Source organism: Paraburkholderia sp. Cy-641 (assembly GCF_011752945.1).
In the GTDB taxonomy this organism is placed as follows: Bacteria; Pseudomonadota; Gammaproteobacteria; order Burkholderiales; family Burkholderiaceae; genus Paraburkholderia.
On sequence record NZ_VWWM01000096.1, the window covers coordinates 1 to 15,851 of the forward strand.

A 15,851-nucleotide genomic window follows, 5' to 3' on the forward strand; every position below is an offset into this window, starting at 1 on the left:
GGGGGGGGGGGGGGGGGGGGGGGGGGGGGGGGGGGGGGGGGGGCGGGGGGGGGGGGGGGGGGGGCGGGGGGGGGGCGGGGGGGGGGGGGGGGGGGGGGGGGGGGAGGGGGGCGGGACGGCGCGTGAGCAGGTCGGACGGCAAGCCCGCCGGAATGCGCAACGGGGGCGGGCAGACGGCGCATCGCCTGGCTCCGTCCATGGACAATGCCTTCGCCCCGGCCCGAGCCGCCGCGCCCGGCGCGGGCGTCGCCGAGCGTGCCGGAAATCCAGATGTCGTCGCCGGGCCGGGCGGCGTCGCGGCGCAGCGCGGCGTGCGGCGGCACGCTGCCGAATACGGTGAGGCACAGATTGAGCGGCCCGCCCGTCGTATCGCCGCCGATCAGTTCGCAATCGTGACACTCTGCAAGTGCGAAAAGCCCGTTGCTGAATGCGGCGAGCCACGGTTCGTCGGCTTTCGGCAGAGAGAACGCGAGTGTGAACGCCTGCGGCTGTGCCCCCATCGCGGCGAGATCCGACAGGTTGACCGCCAGCGCCTTGTGACCGAGTGCCTCGGGGTCGACATCGGCGAAGAAATGGCGGCCTTCGACCAGCATATCCGTCGAAATCGCCAGCATCTCGCCGGGACGCGGCGCGAGCAGCGCGCAATCGTCGCCGATGCCGAGCGCGCTGCCCGTGACCTTGGACGAGCGCAGGTTGGCAGCGCGGCGGGCGAAGAAACGGTCGATCAGCGAGAACTCGGAAAGCATGATGGCGGAAGATGGAATAAGAATACTTCTGGAAGGCAGTGGTTTGGCGGTTTTTGGCGGTGTATTTCAGTCAGGTCGCATACGCGGCGCGCCCGGCGTGAGTGCTGCTTGTGGCTTTCGTTTCGTATCACTGCACGTCGGCGCGTGGCTGGCCTCTGGCGTTCCGCTCACCTCTTTCATCAGACGGGCAAGGCAGGCCGCATCGGCCTTTCACGCCGTTTCGGTCGCGGCTGTCGTGCCCGCATTGAAGGAATGCCGTAGGCAATTGGGGCTACAATGCCGTCGAACATCTATTCTAATCTGCACTTCTTCGAAGCCCGCCTTATGTCGAATCCCGTCAATACCAAACTCCGCGAAGCCGCTCTCGATTACCACGAGTTTCCGACTCCCGGGAAGATCGCGATCGCCCCGACCAAGCAGATGCTCAACCAGCGCGACCTCGCGCTGGCGTATTCGCCGGGCGTCGCGTTCGCGTGCGAGGAAATCGTCGAAAGCCCGCTGAACGCCGCGCGCTTCACCGCGCGCAGCAACCTGGTCGGCGTCGTCACGAACGGCACCGCGGTGCTGGGTCTCGGCAACATCGGGCCGCTCGCCTCGAAGCCGGTCATGGAAGGCAAGGCCGTCCTGTTCAAGAAGTTCGCCGGCATCGACGTGTTCGATATCGAAATCAACGAGAACGATCCGCACAAGCTCGTCGACGTGATCGCCGCGCTCGAACCGACGTTCGGCGGCATCAACCTCGAAGACATCAAGGCGCCGGACTGCTTCATCGTCGAGCGCGAATGCCGCAAGCGCATGAAGATTCCGGTCTTCCACGACGACCAGCACGGTACCGCGATCGTCGTCGCGGCGGCCGTCACCAACGGTCTGAAGGTGGTCGGCAAGGACATCAAGCAGGTCAAGCTGGTCGCTTCCGGTGCGGGCGCCGCGGCGCTCGCCTGCCTGGACCTGCTCGTCGACCTCGGCCTGCCGCTCGAAAACATCACCGTGACCGATCTCGCGGGCGTGGTCTACAAGGGCCGCACCGAGCTGATGGACCCGGACAAGGAACGCTTCGCGCGTGAAACCGACGCCCGTTCGCTTGCCGAAGTGATCGACGGCGCGGACATTTTCCTCGGTCTGTCGGCCGGCGGCGTGCTCAAGCAGGACATGGTCAAGAAGATGGCCGACAAGCCGCTGATTCTCGCGCTCGCGAACCCGACGCCGGAAATCCTGCCGGAACTGGCACTCGAAGTGCGCCCCGACGCCGTGCTGTGCACGGGCCGCACCGACTACCCGAACCAGGTGAACAACGTGCTGGTGTTCCCGTTCCTGTTCCGCGGCGCGCTCGACGCGGGCGCGACGACGGTGACGCGGGAAATGGAAATCGCCGCGGTCAATGCGATCGCCGAACTGGCGCGCCAGGAGCAGAGCGACATCGTGGCGACCGCGTACGGCATCGAGGACCTGTCGTTCGGGCCGGAATACCTGATTCCGAAGCCGTTCGATCCGCGCCTGATCGTCAAGGTCGCGCCGGCGGTGGCGAAGGCCGCGATGGAGTGCGGCGTCGCCGAGCGTCCGATCGAGGACATGGAGGCGTACCAGCAGCATCTGCAGCAGTTCGTCTACCACAGCGGCACGACGATGAAGCCGATCTTCCAGCTCGCGCGCGGCGTCGAGCCGGAAAAGAAGCGCATCGTATTCGCGGAAGGCGAAGAAGAGCGCGTACTGCGCGCAATGCAGATCATCGTCGACGAAAAGCTCGCCAAACCGATCCTGATCGGCCGTCCGGCCGTGATCGAGCAGCGTATCGCACGCTATGGCCTGCGCCTTGCCGCGGGGCAGGACTACACGGTCGTCAACACCGATCATGACGAACGTTACCGCGACTTCTGGCAGGAATACGCGAAGATGATGTCGCGCAAGGGCATCACGGCGCAGATGGCCAAGCTCGAAATGCGCCGCCGCACCACGCTGATCGGCGCGATGATGGTGAAGAAGGGCGAGGCGGACGGCATGATCTGCGGCACGGTCAGCACGACGCACCGCCACCTGCACTTCATCGACCAGGTGATCGGCAAGAAGCCGGGCGCCAAGGTCTACGCGGCCATGAACGCGCTGGTGCTGCCGAACCGGCAGATTTTCCTCGTCGATACGCACGTGAACGTCGATCCGACGCCGGCCGAGCTGGCCGAGATCACGATCATGGCCGCCGAGGAAGTGCGCCGCTTCGGCATCGAGCCGAAGGTCGCGCTCGTGTCGCATTCGAACTTCGGTTCGAGCAACGCGCCGACCGCGCAGAAGATGCGCGATACGCTCGACATCCTGCGCGAACGTGCGCCGGAGCTGCAAGTTGACGGCGAAATGCACGGCGACGTCGCGCTCGACGCGAACCTGCGCCGCGAAGTGCTGCCGGATTCGACGCTCGAAGGCGACGCGAACCTGCTGGTGCTGCCGAACATCGACGCGGCCAACATCTCGTACAACCTGCTGAAGACGGCGGCCGGCAACAACATCGCGATCGGCCCGATGCTGCTCGGCGCGGCCCAGCCGGTGCACGTGCTGACGCCGTCGGCAACGGTGCGCCGGATCGTCAACATGACGGCGCTGCTGGTCGCCGACGTCATCGCAACCCGCTGATTCCCGCTTCGGCGGGACATGGCGCCATCTGCGCGCCATGAAAAAAAAGGCGTGCCCGCAATGGGCACGCCTCAGGGCAAGCAGGGGATAGCCACCCCGAAAAAGATATGACACAGCCTTCCGGCCGTGCCAATTCCAAGGCTCTTCAATCGTGCTGAGAACGTAGACGGATGGCCTGCCGGGTCGTCCGCGTTTTCCTCATTTGCACGATCAGGCTAAGTTTAGCCTGACTAAGCTCAATATTTTGTCAAATGTTGTCAAGGCCCGCGCCGCCGGGTTTCCCGCGCGGCCGCAGGGGCCGGGTTTGCCCGTCGAACGTTGATTCCAAAGGCTATTAGCGATACCCTTACGACTTTCATGGTCGTCAAACTCGTGATCTGACAGCGGGGAAGCCTGATAGATGGCACGCAACCGGTTGTGGATAAAAGGCGTGCTGATCGGTGCCGCCGCGCTCTGCGCGTGGCCGGGTTGCGTGCCTCATGCATGGGCGCGTGATTATTCGGCGCCAGCCGCGGCGAGCGTGGAAGTCGGCACCATCGCGCTGGCGCAATTGCCGCGCGAGGCGGTCAATACGTTGAACCTGATTGCCGCCGGCGGGCCTTACCCGTATGAGAAGGACGGCATCGTATTCGGCAACTACGAGCGGGTGCTGCCGGCCCATCGGCGCGGCTATTACCACGAATACACCGTTTCCACGCCTCGTGCGCGTAACCGCGGGGCGCGCCGCATCGTCTGCGGAGGTCCGCCACGGCGAACCGACAATTGTTATTACTCGGACGACCACTACACCAGTTTTAATCGTATTGTTGAATGACATCGGGAAGAACGGCATGAGCGACAACATCTACGCGCACGACTCCGGAGTCGCGACGGATCTTTTCGCGGCCGGCGACGGCAATTTGTTCCAACGCGTCATGAAGATGCGCGCCGGCGAGGGCCGCGACGACCAGAGCGAAGCTGGCGCGACGGTTTCATCGAACGAGGAGCCCATGAGTCTTTTCCAGACCGTGAGACCGAACATCGTGCAGTCGATCCGCGCGTTCCGCGTGCAGGATCTCGCCGACGAGGCCACCCAGCTGGGCCAGCATTTCCTCTATGCGTATTGCGCGAACGCGGCATCGAAACAGGAAGTGCTCGAAACCATCGCGACCTCTTTCCTGTTTCCCAAGCACTTCGGCAAGAACTACGACGCGCTCTACGATTGCCTGACCGACCTCGTGCAAAAGGCCGGCGCGCAGCCCGGCTTCGTGATCGTGCTCGAACAGTTGCCGGTCGCGCAGAAATTCGACAAGGAAGGGCGCGAAACGCTGCTCGACGTGTTCCGCGAAGCGTCCGAATTCTGGGCCGAGCGCAAGGTGGCGTTCCGGGTGTTTTACTCGTTTGCGTGATTTGCCCGACGTCCGCTTGCATTTGGAAGCAGTTTCGCGGTTGAAGTACGACAAAGGCCCGCCAGTTGGCGGGCCTTTGCTTTTGGGGCATGCATGTCGGCTCGCGTGGGGTCGTGCCGCTTCGCGCCGGTTCGTGACGCGGAAAAACGCGCGAGGCGCGGTGCAGTGCCTTACCAGCCGCCCCAGCGGGCGGCCAGCGCCGATAGAACGGCCATGCCCGCGGTCTCGGTGCGCAGCACGCGCGGCCCGAGCCCGACCGCGCTGAAGCCGTGAGCGGTCGCCGCGGCTTCCTCCGCCGCGGAAAAACCGCCTTCGGGGCCGACCAGCACGGTTACGCGGCCTTTGGGCGTTGCCATGGGCAAGGCGGAAAAGTTGATGCTCGCGCGCGGCGACAACAGGATGCGCAATTCGCCCTCTTCGGGTTCGCGCGGCAGCGTGGCGAGCCAGGTGGCGATTTCGCGCACGCGCCCGACTTCCGGCAGCCGGTTGCGCCCGCACTGCTCGCACGAGGCGCGCACGATGCCTTCCCAGTGCTGATGCCGCCGCTGCGCGCGGTCGCCGCTCAGACGCACGACGCTGCGCGTGGTGGTCAGCGGCACGAAGCTCGACACGCCGAGTTCGACGGCCTTTTCGAGCAGCCAGTCCATCTTGTCGCCGCTCGCAATGCCTTGGGCGAGCGTCAGGTGATACGGCGTTTCGGTTTCGATTGCGCGGAATTCGCGAATTTTCACGCGAGCCGAGCGTCGTTCGACTTCGACCAGTTCGGCGCTGTATTCGCCGCCTTCGCCGTTGAACAGCACGATCGAGTCGCCCGGCTGCAGACGCAGCACGAGCACGTGGCGCACGACATCGTCGGGAAGCTGGAGGATGTCGTCAGGATGCAGGGGAATACCGACGAAAAAGCGGGGCATCAAAAAAATACTCATCGATTCAGGAAAGGTGGCGGGCGAGCGCCCAACGGTAGCCGTCCGGATCTTCGACCTGGGCGAAGCGGTCGCCCCAGAACTGATCCTGCGGCTCGCTCAGCGATTTTGCGCCGGCCGCGAGTGCCCGCGCATAAACCGCGTCGACGTCCTCGACATAGACATAAAACGATTGCGGGGCGATGGCGCCCGCGCTTCGCGGCGTTTTTGCGACCGAGCCGAATGCCCCTTCCGGCGCGAACATCACAATCAGCTGGCCTTGATAGGTCATCTCGACATGCATGACCATGCCGTCGTCCTGGACACTATCGCGGACCTCGAAGCCGAACGCGGCGGAATAGAACGCGGTCGACGCGTGCGCATCGCGCACCGTCAGATAGGGGGTGAGCCAGGGCACGCCGGCGGGGCGGGGGGCGGTCATCGAATTCTCCGGATCTCGGGTTTCGCGGGGCGCATGCTGCGGATCGACGTCAACATGGGCGTATCGATACGCGTACTGCACACATGCTGCGTATATTGCGCACCGGCATCGCGGTCCAGCCGAACCGTCGCATTGTGCCCACGCTTCAATCTGATGGCTATAAGACACAACCTAGTTTATCGCGCACCGATCGCGCTGCCGAGAATAGCCCCGCATGCAAAGCCGGATCGTAGTGCCTGAGCGCATCGATCCGGCGCGCGGCGAGGCGGTCGGCGAGCGTGCTGGCGGTGAGGGCGGCCGGGTCGAGCGTGCCGCTCGCGACGGCCATCATCCATAGCGAGCCGTAGAGCGGCACGAAGGTGCTCATCGTGCACACGGTCGCGAAGGCGCCGCGCAGATCGCCGAGCAGGCCGGCAATGCGCGGCGCGTGGAAATACGGCGAGCCGAGATGCAGCGACAGCGCGGCGTCCGCGCTCATCACGCGCTTGAGTTGCGCGTAGAAGGCGGGTGTGTAGAGACCGGCGGCGGGGGAGTCGGGCGGCGTCAGGTCGAACACGACGAGATCGAAACGCGTGCCCTCCGCCGTGGACATGGCCGCAGCCACGTACTGCGCGGCGTCGCCGATCACGAGTTCGACGCGCGGATCGTCGAACGCTCCGCCGTGCACGTCCGGCAAATGCTCGAGCGTGAGGCGCACGACCTCGGCATCGAGTTCGGCCACGACGATCCGCTCGATGCCCGGATGCCTGAGCAACTGCCGCGCGCCGCCGCCGTCGCCGCCGCCGAGCACCAGCGCCGCGCGCGGGTCGGGATGCGCGAGCGCGGCCGGGTGCACCATGCATTCGTGGTAGATGAATTCGTCGGCGGCGGACGTCATCGGCCGGCCGTCGAGCGTGAAGAGGCGTCCCAACTGCGGCGTGTCCCAGATCTCGATCGTCTGATAAGGAGACGCGACGCGCTCGATCAGGCGCGCGTTCGCAAAGCCGTAGACGGCGTCGGGACTCGGCTGGAACAGCAGGGGCGGATTCACGGCGGACGGGCTCGGGTTCGGACGTGGCGGGGTGGACGATGAAATTGTAAAGGGCGCCTTCGGCTCGTGCCCGTGGCGCGTGCATCGGAGCGCGCGGCTCGCGGGCTTTCGCGTCGGGGGGCGGGTTAACCTTCTGTTAGAATGTGACGCTTTCAGCCTTGTCCGTTTGCTCTGCCCGTTTCGCGTCTCCTGGCGCCGCATCGTGCGCCGTAGCGAACCGGCCGCCGAGCTTCCGGGCCTCAAGCGCGCTCCGCTTCCTGACTCTGTCTCCGGACTCGACATGACGACCCCGTCTCCCGCACCCACTTCCCTGATGGCAAACGCAATCCGTGCGTTGTCCATGGACGCCGTTCAAAAGGCGAACTCCGGCCACCCCGGCATGCCGATGGGCATGGCCGAAATCGGCGTCGCCCTGTGGTCGCGTCATCTGCGCCATAACCCGACGAACCCGCAATGGGCTGATCGCGACCGCTTCGTCCTGTCGAATGGTCATGGCTCGATGCTGCTGTACTCGCTGCTGCATCTGACGGGCTACGATCTGCCGATGGAAGAGCTGAAGAACTTCCGCCAGCTTCATTCGAAGACGCCGGGCCACCCGGAATACGGCATCACGCCGGGCGTCGAGACGACCACCGGCCCGCTCGGCCAGGGTCTCGCGAACGCGGTCGGCATGGCGCTCGCCGAGTCGCTGCTCGCTACCGAATTCAACAAGCCCGACGCGAAGATCGTCGATCACCACACCTACGTGTTCGTCGGCGACGGCTGCCTGATGGAAGGCATCTCGCACGAAGCCTGCTCGTTCGCGGGCGTGCTGAAGCTGAACAAGCTGATCGCGTTCTACGACGACAACGGCATCTCGATCGACGGCGAAGTGGTGCACTGGTTCCACGACGACACGCCCAAGCGCTTCGAAGCCTACGGCTGGAACGTGATCCCGAACGTGGTCGGCCACGACGTCGACGCGGTGGACGCGGCGATCAAACAGGCCAAACAGTCGGACAAGCCGACGCTGATCTGCTGCAAGACCGTGATCGGCGAAGGCGCGCCGACCAAGGCCGGCTCGCACGACTCGCACGGCGCGCCGCTCGGCGACAAGGAAATCGCGGCGACGCGCGAGGCGATCGGCTGGAAGTGGGAGCCGTTCGTGATTCCGCAGGAAGTCTATGCGGCATGGGATGCGAAGGAAGCGGGCGCGCGCTTCGAATCCGACTGGGACAAGGCGTTCGCGGCCTACGCGGCGAAGTACCCGGCGGAGGCGGCCGAGTTCAAGCGCCGCAGCGCGAAGCAACTGCCGGCCGACTGGAAGGAGAAGGCCCAGGCGATCATCGCCGGCGCCAACGAACGCGCGGAAACCGTGGCGACGCGCAAGGCCTCGCAACAGGCGATCGAAGGCCTGTCGACCGTGCTGCCCGAACTGCTCGGCGGTTCCGCCGACCTGACCGGCTCGAACCTGACCAACTGGAAGGCCGCCAAGCCGGTGCGCGTGAATGCCGAAGGCCGTGCCGCCGGCAACTACGTGAACTACGGCGTGCGCGAATTCGGCATGAGCGCCGCAATCAACGGCGTCGCGCTGCATGGCGGCTTCAAGGCGTTCGGCGGCACGTTCCTGACGTTCTCGGACTACAGCCGCAACGCGCTGCGCGTCGCCGCGCTGATGAAAGCACCGTCGATCTTCGTGTTCACGCACGACTCGATCGGTCTCGGCGAAGACGGCCCGACCCATCAGTCGATCGAGCACGTCGCGAGCCTGCGCATGATCCCGAACCTGCACACGTGGCGTCCGGCCGACACGGTCGAAACCGCGGTGGCGTGGACTCACGCGGTCGAGCAGGAAGGCCCGTCGTGCCTGATCTTCAGCCGTCAGAACCTGCCGTTCTCGGAGCGCACCGACGCGCAGATCGCCAACATCGACAAGGGCGGCTACGTGCTGCGCGACTGGCAAGAGGAAATCGTCGCGCGCAAGATCATCCTGATCGCCACGGGCTCGGAAGTCGAACTCGCGCTGAAGGCCGTCGAGCCGCTCGCGCGCGAAGGCATCGCGGCACGTGTCGTGTCGATGCCGTCGACGACCGTGTTCGACCGGCAGGATGCCGAGTACCGCGAACGCGTGCTGCCGCACGGCGTGCGCCGCGTCGCGATCGAAGCGGGCGTGTCGGATTTCTGGCGCAAGTACGTGGGTCTCGAAGGCGGCGTGGTCGGCATCGACACGTTCGGCGAATCGGCCCCGGCTGGCGTGCTGTTCAAGCATTTCGGCTTTACCGTCGAGCACGTGGTGGCGACGGCCAAGGCCGCGCTCGGCTGATCCGGCGCAGGCTCGGCACAGGCGTTGCCGCCGCGCCCCATGCGGCTGCGCGGCAACGCACCGAACTGCACGCCCGACCAGGCGAACATAAACGGATTTTTTTAGCCATCAGGAGATAAATCATGACGATTCGCGTCGCAATCAACGGCTACGGCCGGATCGGCCGCAACACCCTGCGCGCCTTCTACGAAAACGGCAAGAAGCACGATCTCGAAATCGTCGCCATCAACGATCTGGGCGATGCGAAGACCAACGCCCACCTGACGCAGTACGACACCGCGCACGGCAAGTTCCCGGGCGAAGTGTCGGTGGACGGCGACTATCTCGTCGTGAACGGCGACAAGATCCGCGTGCTGGCGAACCGCAACCCGGCCGAGCTGCCGTGGGGCGAACTCGGCGTCGACGTCGTGATGGAGTGCACGGGCTTTTTCACGACCAAGGAAAAGGCCAGCGCGCACATCAAGGGCGGTGCGAAGAAGGTCATCATCTCGGCTCCGGGCGGCAAGGACGTGGACGCGACGGTCGTCTACGGCGTGAACCACAACGTGCTGAAGGCATCGGACACGGTCATTTCGAACGCCTCGTGCACGACCAACTGCCTCGCGCCGCTGGTCAAGCCGCTGAACGACAAGATCGGCCTCGTGAACGGCCTGATGACGACGATCCACGCGTACACGAACGACCAGGTGCTGACCGACGTCTATCACGAAGACCTGCGCCGCGCGCGTTCGGCCACGCATAGCCAGATCCCGACCAAGACCGGCGCTGCGTCGGCGGTCGGCCTCGTGCTGCCGGAACTGAACGGCAAGCTCGACGGCTACGCGATCCGCGTCCCGACGATCAACGTGTCGGTCGTCGACCTGTCGTTCATCGCCGCGCGCGACACGACGGTCGAGGAAGTCAACGCGATCATGAAGGAAGCGTCGCAAGGCGCGCTGAAGGGCATCCTCGGCTACAACGACGCGCCGCTCGTGTCGGTCGACTTCAACCACAACCCGGCTTCGTCGACGTTCGACGCGACGCTGACCAAGGTGTCGGGCCGTCTCGTGAAGGTGTCGAGCTGGTACGACAACGAGTGGGGCTTCTCGAACCGCATGCTGGACACGGCGGTGGCGCTCGCGAACGCGAAGTAAGGGCTAAGTAAGCAGCAAGCGGCGTCGTCACTGACGCTGTATGCAAAAGCCGCTCCTTGGAGCGGCTTTTTTTCGTCCGCGGTTTTTACGCCGATGACGGGGTCGGGAAATAGACGCCCGCGCGTTGCGCGGCGTTCGCAATATGCGTTTCGATGGCCTTGCCGGCGCGCAGCGAATCGCGCGCCTGCAGGGCGTCGAGAATCGCGCGGTGCTCGGTGTACGTGGACAGCACGAGCTCGCGCCGATAGAACGGCATGCGCTGGCTTTCCTTCATGATCTCCGCGCTGCTGCGCAGGATCGATTCGATCGCCGCATTGCCGGCAATGCTGACGATCCGCATATGGAACTCGTAGTCGAGGCGCGCGGCCTCGTCGAGTTCCTCGCAGGCGAGCGCGGTTTGCATCGCCGCGACGTTTTCTTCGAGCCAGGCGAGGTCGCTGTCGCTGACCGCGAGCACCGCCATGCGCGCGACGAAGCCTTCGAGCGCGTAGCGCATCTGATAGGTGTCCGGCAGCGACGACTGCTCGGCGAAGCGCCACGATTGCGCCGCTTTCGCCTCGGTGCTTTCGACGTACACGCCCTTGCCGGGGCGGATCACGAGCAGCCCGAGCGCTTCGAGTGTCGAGAGCGCTTCGCGCAGCGATGCGCGGCTGATCGACAGTTCATCGGAAAGCTGGCGCTGCGCCGGCAGCAGACTGCCCACTGGATAGACGCCCCCTTCGATCCGCTCGCGAATGGTCGCGATGGCGGCGTCGGTGACGGTATGCGGGACGTTTTTCATGATGGCTCACTCGATGGCGCGGTCTGACCGGCATTCTAGTACGCGATCAGGGCGGGCGTTGCATGCCACGGCGGCGTTCCGCAATCCGCCCCGAAACCGCTTGAAAAACAACGGGTAAACACTGTTCGATCAATCCTTGACGTAAGTATATCGGCTTCCTACTATTCGCCATAACAGTACTGGTCGGACCAGTCTGAACAGATGCCACCGAGACACCGTTATCAGGAGGAAGCCGTGCTGAAATTCTTCAATTCGCTGTTTGGCCGCGTCGTCATCGCGCTCGTGGCGGGCGTCGTGCTCGGCGCGCTTTATCCGCAGTTTGCCCAGTCGTTGCGCCCGCTCGGCGACGGCTTCCTCAAGCTCATCAAGATGGTGATCGGGCCGATCGTGTTTTGCGTCGTCGTGAGCGGCATGGCGCACGCGGGCGACCTGCGCAAGGTCGGGCGCGTCGGCCTGAAGGCGGTGGTCTACTTCGAAGCGATGACGACGATCGCGCTCGTGATCGGCGCGCTGCTCGCCTATGCGACGCGTCCCGGCGCCGGCATGAACGTGAACCTCAATGCGCTCGATGCGGCCTCGCTCGCGACCTACACCGAGCATGCGAAGAGCCTGAAGGACACCGCGGGCTTCCTGCTGAAGATCATCCCCGAGACGGCCTTCAACGCGTTCGCGACCGGCGACATCCTGCAGATTCTCGTGTTCTCGGTGCTGTTCGGCTCGGCGCTGTCGCTGCTCGGCAAGCGCGCGCAACGCGTGAGCGGGCTGATCGACGAACTCTCGCAGGTATTCTTCCGCGTGATGGGCTTCATCATCAAGCTCGCGCCGCTCGGCGTGCTCGGCGCGATCGCGTTCACGACCGGCACCTACGGCGTGGCGTCGCTCAAGCAGCTCGGCATGCTCGTGCTGGTGTTCTACGCGAGCTGCGCCGTGTTCGTCGTGGTCGTGCTCGGCGCCGTGATGCGGCTCGCGGGCTTCAACATCTTCAAGCTGATCGGCTACCTGCGCGAGGAACTGTCGATCGTGCTCGGCACCGCGTCCTCGGATGCCGTGCTGCCGCAGATCATGCGCAAGCTCGAATGGATGGGCGTCAAGGATTCGACGGTCGGCCTCGTGATTCCGACCGGCTACTCGTTCAATCTCGACGGCTTCTCGATCTATCTGACGCTCGCGGTCATCTTCATCGCGCAGGCCACCAACACGCCGCTGTCGATCCACGACCTGATCGTCGTCGTGCTGGTGTCGCTCGTGACCTCGAAGGGCGCGCATGGCATTCCGGGCTCGGCGATCGTGATTCTCGCCGCGACGCTCTCCGCGATTCCGGCGATTCCCGTGCTCGGCCTCGTGCTGATCCTGCCGGTCGACTGGTTCGTCGGCATCGCCCGCGCGCTCACTAACCTGATCGGCAACTGCGTCGCGACGGTGGTGGTCGCCGTGTGGGAAAACGATATCGACAAGGCGCGCGCGCATCGCGTGCTGAACCGCGACGCGGCGCTGCGCTACGTGCCGGCCGTCGACGACGGGCTCGCCGAACCCGGCGCGGCCGAACACGCACCGGCCGTTTGAGGCGCGTGCTTCCGACGACGCGACGCGGCGCGACTCGCGCAATCGAACGAGCCGCCGCTATCGCCTGCGCAACTTCCCTGATTTCACGCGCCGGCGGATGCAGGCAATCCGCCGGTTGTTACCGGGCTTTCCCCCGCATTTTCACCGAACTTTCCGTTATCCGACCGACATCATGGCGACTCCGATCCTCGACCCGAATGCTCCCGCCTTCACGCGCCGCTACATGAACCTCGCCGATCCGCGCCTCGGCGCGAAGGCGCTGCTCGCCAGCGACGAATTCTTCGCGCCGAAAGAGCGCATGCTCGACCCGCAGCCGGCGGTGTTCATCCCCGGCAAATACGACGACCACGGCAAGTGGATGGACGGCTGGGAAACGCGCCGCAAGCGCACGACCGGCCACGACTACTGCGTGATCCGCCTCGCGCGGGCCGGCGTCGTGCATGGCGTCGATCTCGATACGAGCCACTTCACCGGCAATTTCCCGCCGGCCGCGTCGATCGACGCGTGCTATGCCGAAGGCGACCTGTCGCCCGATAACGCCGACTGGCAAACGCTCGTGCCCGCGACGACGCTACAGGGCAACCAGCATCACTACGTCGAAGTGAACGACGCGCGCGCGTTCACGCATCTGCGCGTGAACCTGTATCCGGACGGCGGGCTTGCGCGTCTGCGCGTGTACGGCCAGCCGCAGCGCGACTGGACGCGCGTCGAGCGCGGCACGCTGCTCGATCTCGCCGCGATCGAAAACGGCGCGTATCTCGTCGCCGCGAACAACCAGCATTTCGGGCCCGCCTCGCAGATGCTGATGCCGGGCCGCGGCGTCAACATGGGCGACGGCTGGGAAACGCGGCGCCGCCGCGAGCCGGGCAACGACTGGGCGATCGTCGCGCTCGCGCGGCCCGGTGTGATCCGCAAGATCGAAGTGGACACCGCGCACTTCAAGGGCAATTTCCCGGACCGCTGCTCGCTGCAGGCCGCCTCGGTGACGGGCGGCACCGACGATTCGCTCGTCACGCAGGCGATGTTCTGGCCGGTGCTGCTCGGCGAGCAGAAACTGCAGATGGATCACGTGCATACGTTCGCGGACGGGCTCGCCGCGCTCGGTCCCGTCACGCACGTGCGCTTCAACATCTTCCCGGACGGCGGCGTGTCGCGCCTGCGTCTGTGGGGCGAGATCGCTTAACTTAACGTAACGGAATGGAGCGGCACGCATGAAGACCTTGCAGATGGAGCGCCTGACGCGCGCGGCCTTCGCCCCGTTCGGCGACGTGATCGAACTCGACGGCGCGCGTCATTTTTCGATCAACGGCGGCACGACCGAGCGCTATCACGACCTCGCGCGCGTCGACGTGACGGAGCAGGGTGGCCGGCCGCTCGTCAACCTGTTTCGCGCGCAGCCGCGCGCGCTGCCCGTCGACGTCACGATGATGGAGCGGCATCCGCTCGGCAGCCAGGCTTTCATTCCCTTGCGCGCGTGCCGCTATCTGGTGGTGGTCGCGCCGGCGGGCGAATTCGATCCGGCGCGCCTGCGCGCGTTCTGGACCGATGCCTGGCAGGGCGTCAATTATGCGAAGGGGGTTTGGCACCACCCGCTGCTCGCGCTCGACGAAGTCAGCGATTTCGTCGTGGTCGACCGTGGTGGCGAGCAGCCGAATTGCGATGAATTGCAGCTCGCCGAACCGTGGCGGCTCACGTTCGAAACGAACCTCGAACTGGTGGCCGAATGACGGTCGAATAGCAGCCGCAGCCGCAGCCGCAGCCGCAGCCGCAGCCGCAGCCGCAGCCGCAGCCGCAAGACCGCGCGCCGCATGAAAAAAGACCCGGCAGATTCGCATCTGCCGGGTCTTTTTTCGATCTGCCCAGCCACTTACCGCCATGTGGCCGGCGACGCATCAATGCTTGCGATGCGGGCAGTTCTCCTTCGTACACGCCCCATACAGCGCCAGTGCGTGTTCCTGCAGCTTGAAGCCGCGTTCCCTCGCGATGGACTGCTGACGGCTTTCGATTTCCGGGTCGAAAAATTCTTCGACGAGGCCGCAATCGAGACACACGAGGTGATCGTGGTGCGACCCTTCGTTCAGTTCGAACACCGCCTTGCCCGATTCGAAATTGCTGCGCGAAAGCAGGCCGGCCTGCTCAAATTGCGTCAGCACGCGATACACGGTCGCGAGACCGATATCGAGTTCCTCGTGCAGGAGGTTGCGGTACACGTCTTCGGCAGTCAGGTGACGCACCGGACTGTGCTGGAAAATCTCAAGGATTTTGAGGCGCGGAAGGGTCGCCTTGAGCCCGATATTCTTGAGATCGGTTGGATTGGTCATGACAAGGGATCCCTAGAGTACAATGCTGGGCTCTCATAGTAATGTGTTTTTGCCGTTCTGGTCATCTTCGATGGAATGAAGCGCGGCTCGCAAGCGGGCCCGCACGGTGAGTGAAATGATTTCAAAATCTCAATTGATCTACCGGGGGAGCCGCATGCGGGGTACCTTGATCGCTGTTGCGACTGTCGCGGTTCTTGCCGGATGTTCCACCTACGACAGCGTGACCCAGCGCATCGCCCAGAGCATCACGCCGTATCGGATTACGGTGGTGCAAGGTAATTTCGTCTCGCACGAAATGGCCGAGCAGATGAAGGCCGGCATGACGCGCGCCCAGGTGCGCCAGTTGCTCGGCACGCCGCTCCTGACAGACATGTTCCACGCGGATCGCTGGGATTACGTGTTCTATTTCAAGCGCGGCTCGACCGCCGTGGTGCAGCAGCGCGACTTCGTGGTGTTCTTCTCGGGCGACCTCGTGACCCACTGGACGGGCGGCGAAGATCTGCCGACCAACCTCGAATTGCTGGCCGAAATCGACGGCGATCGCAGCGGCCGAAGGGCGCATGCGGCGGCGCCGTCAGCGGCGAGCGCCGCGGCGGCCGCAAGCGATGCGGCCGCGGCCAGCGC

Annotated in this window: 15 protein-coding genes; 9 read left to right on the plus strand and 6 right to left on the minus strand. The window is 65.0% G+C overall.

The features are described from left to right. Nucleotides 1-746: thiamine-phosphate kinase (gene thiL / locus F3J20_RS30520; protein WP_240162964.1), on the minus strand; the 746-nt coding region annotated here is incomplete at its 3' end. A 276-nt stretch (nt 747-1,022) separates the two neighbouring features. On the opposite strand from thiL, the gene F3J20_RS30525 reads away from it, so the two are divergent. The 3 genes from F3J20_RS30525 to F3J20_RS30535 all read left to right on the plus strand — a co-directional run bounded on the left by F3J20_RS30525 (nt 1,023) and on the right by F3J20_RS30535 (nt 4,753). Then, nucleotides 1,023-3,365: an NADP-dependent malic enzyme gene (locus F3J20_RS30525; RefSeq protein ID WP_167285721.1), complete on the plus strand. Its 2,343-nt coding sequence runs from the start codon at nt 1,023-1,025 to the stop codon at nt 3,363-3,365. 400 nt (nt 3,366-3,765) lie between these two features. Continuing rightward, nucleotides 3,766-4,179, plus strand: a complete 414-nt coding sequence (locus F3J20_RS30530; protein ID WP_167285722.1) for a ribonuclease — start codon at nt 3,766-3,768, stop codon at nt 4,177-4,179. A 16-nt stretch (nt 4,180-4,195) separates the two neighbouring features. Next, nucleotides 4,196-4,753: a barstar family protein gene (locus F3J20_RS30535; protein ID WP_167048826.1), complete on the plus strand. Its 558-nt coding sequence runs from the start codon at nt 4,196-4,198 to the stop codon at nt 4,751-4,753. Nucleotides 4,754-4,923: 170 nt separating this feature from the next. Here the strand turns inward: F3J20_RS30535 and F3J20_RS30540 are convergent, their stop codons facing one another. From F3J20_RS30540 to speE, 3 genes are all read right to left on the minus strand, one after another. Then, the gene (locus F3J20_RS30540; protein WP_167048828.1) at nt 4,924-5,664 is read right to left on the minus strand and encodes a 16S rRNA (uracil(1498)-N(3))-methyltransferase; all 741 of its coding nucleotides are present in this window, start codon (nt 5,662-5,664) and stop codon (nt 4,924-4,926) included. 19 nt (nt 5,665-5,683) lie between these two features. After that, complete coding sequence (locus tag F3J20_RS30545; protein ID WP_167048830.1) at nt 5,684-6,097, minus strand: VOC family protein; 414 nt, start codon at nt 6,095-6,097, stop codon at nt 5,684-5,686. A gap of 157 nt (nt 6,098-6,254) precedes the next feature. After that, on the minus strand, nt 6,255-7,127 hold the full coding sequence (gene speE, locus F3J20_RS30550; RefSeq protein ID WP_167285723.1) for a polyamine aminopropyltransferase: 873 nt from the start codon (nt 7,125-7,127) through the stop codon (nt 6,255-6,257). Between the two features lie 280 nt (nt 7,128-7,407). Here speE and tkt point away from each other — a divergent pair, with 280 nt between their 5' ends. Beyond that, nucleotides 7,408-9,429 (plus strand): transketolase, encoded by a 2,022-nt coding sequence (gene tkt / locus F3J20_RS30555; protein ID WP_167285724.1) that lies wholly within the window; start codon nt 7,408-7,410, stop codon nt 9,427-9,429. A 122-nt stretch (nt 9,430-9,551) separates the two neighbouring features. Then, entirely contained in the window at nt 9,552-10,562 is a 1,011-nt protein-coding gene (gene gap, locus F3J20_RS30560; RefSeq protein WP_167048836.1) for a type I glyceraldehyde-3-phosphate dehydrogenase, read from the plus strand. An 85-nt stretch (nt 10,563-10,647) separates the two neighbouring features. Here the strand turns inward: gap and F3J20_RS30565 are convergent, their stop codons facing one another. After that, entirely contained in the window at nt 10,648-11,343 is a 696-nt protein-coding gene (locus F3J20_RS30565; protein ID WP_167048838.1) for a FadR/GntR family transcriptional regulator, read from the minus strand. Nucleotides 11,344-11,577: 234 nt separating this feature from the next. On the opposite strand from F3J20_RS30565, the gene F3J20_RS30570 reads away from it, so the two are divergent. From F3J20_RS30570 to F3J20_RS30580, 3 genes are all read left to right on the plus strand, one after another. Beyond that, nucleotides 11,578-12,906: a C4-dicarboxylate transporter DctA gene (locus F3J20_RS30570; protein WP_167048852.1), complete on the plus strand. Its 1,329-nt coding sequence runs from the start codon at nt 11,578-11,580 to the stop codon at nt 12,904-12,906. 172 nt (nt 12,907-13,078) lie between these two features. Next, on the plus strand, nt 13,079-14,089 hold the full coding sequence (gene alc, locus F3J20_RS30575) for an allantoicase (RefSeq protein WP_167285725.1): 1,011 nt from the start codon (nt 13,079-13,081) through the stop codon (nt 14,087-14,089). Nucleotides 14,090-14,117: 28 nt separating this feature from the next. Beyond that, nucleotides 14,118-14,633, plus strand: a complete 516-nt coding sequence (locus F3J20_RS30580; RefSeq protein ID WP_167048842.1) for an ureidoglycolate lyase — start codon at nt 14,118-14,120, stop codon at nt 14,631-14,633. Nucleotides 14,634-14,798: 165 nt separating this feature from the next. Here F3J20_RS30580 and fur read toward each other — a convergent pair whose 3' ends face one another. Next, complete coding sequence (fur, locus tag F3J20_RS30585; RefSeq protein ID WP_167048844.1) at nt 14,799-15,227, minus strand: ferric iron uptake transcriptional regulator; 429 nt, start codon at nt 15,225-15,227, stop codon at nt 14,799-14,801. A 154-nt stretch (nt 15,228-15,381) separates the two neighbouring features. Here fur and bamE point away from each other — a divergent pair. Beyond that, the coding region (bamE, locus tag F3J20_RS30590) for an outer membrane protein assembly factor BamE (protein ID WP_167285726.1) at nt 15,382-15,851 on the plus strand (470 nt) is incomplete at its 3' end.

Bases quoted from the DNA above. Each gene is read 5' to 3' on its own strand.
- tkt (WP_167285724.1), top strand. From the start codon at position 7,408: ATGACGACCCCGTCTCCCGCACCCACTTCCCTGATGGCAAACGCAATC.
- F3J20_RS30535 (WP_167048826.1), top strand. From the start codon at position 4,196: ATGAGCGACAACATCTACGCGCACGACTCCGGAGTCGCGACGGATCTT.
- F3J20_RS30525 (WP_167285721.1), top strand. From the start codon at position 1,023: ATGCCGTCGAACATCTATTCTAATCTGCACTTCTTCGAAGCCCGCCTT.
- F3J20_RS30540 (WP_167048828.1), bottom strand. From the start codon at position 5,664: ATGCCCCGCTTTTTCGTCGGTATTCCCCTGCATCCTGACGACATCCTC.
- alc (WP_167285725.1), top strand. From the start codon at position 13,079: ATGGCGACTCCGATCCTCGACCCGAATGCTCCCGCCTTCACGCGCCGC.
- gap (WP_167048836.1), top strand. From the start codon at position 9,552: ATGACGATTCGCGTCGCAATCAACGGCTACGGCCGGATCGGCCGCAAC.
- F3J20_RS30530 (WP_167285722.1), top strand. From the start codon at position 3,766: ATGGCACGCAACCGGTTGTGGATAAAAGGCGTGCTGATCGGTGCCGCC.
- fur (WP_167048844.1), bottom strand. From the start codon at position 15,227: ATGACCAATCCAACCGATCTCAAGAATATCGGGCTCAAGGCGACCCTT.
- F3J20_RS30545 (WP_167048830.1), bottom strand. From the start codon at position 6,097: ATGACCGCCCCCCGCCCCGCCGGCGTGCCCTGGCTCACCCCCTATCTG.
- F3J20_RS30565 (WP_167048838.1), bottom strand. From the start codon at position 11,343: ATGAAAAACGTCCCGCATACCGTCACCGACGCCGCCATCGCGACCATT.
- F3J20_RS30580 (WP_167048842.1), top strand. From the start codon at position 14,118: ATGAAGACCTTGCAGATGGAGCGCCTGACGCGCGCGGCCTTCGCCCCG.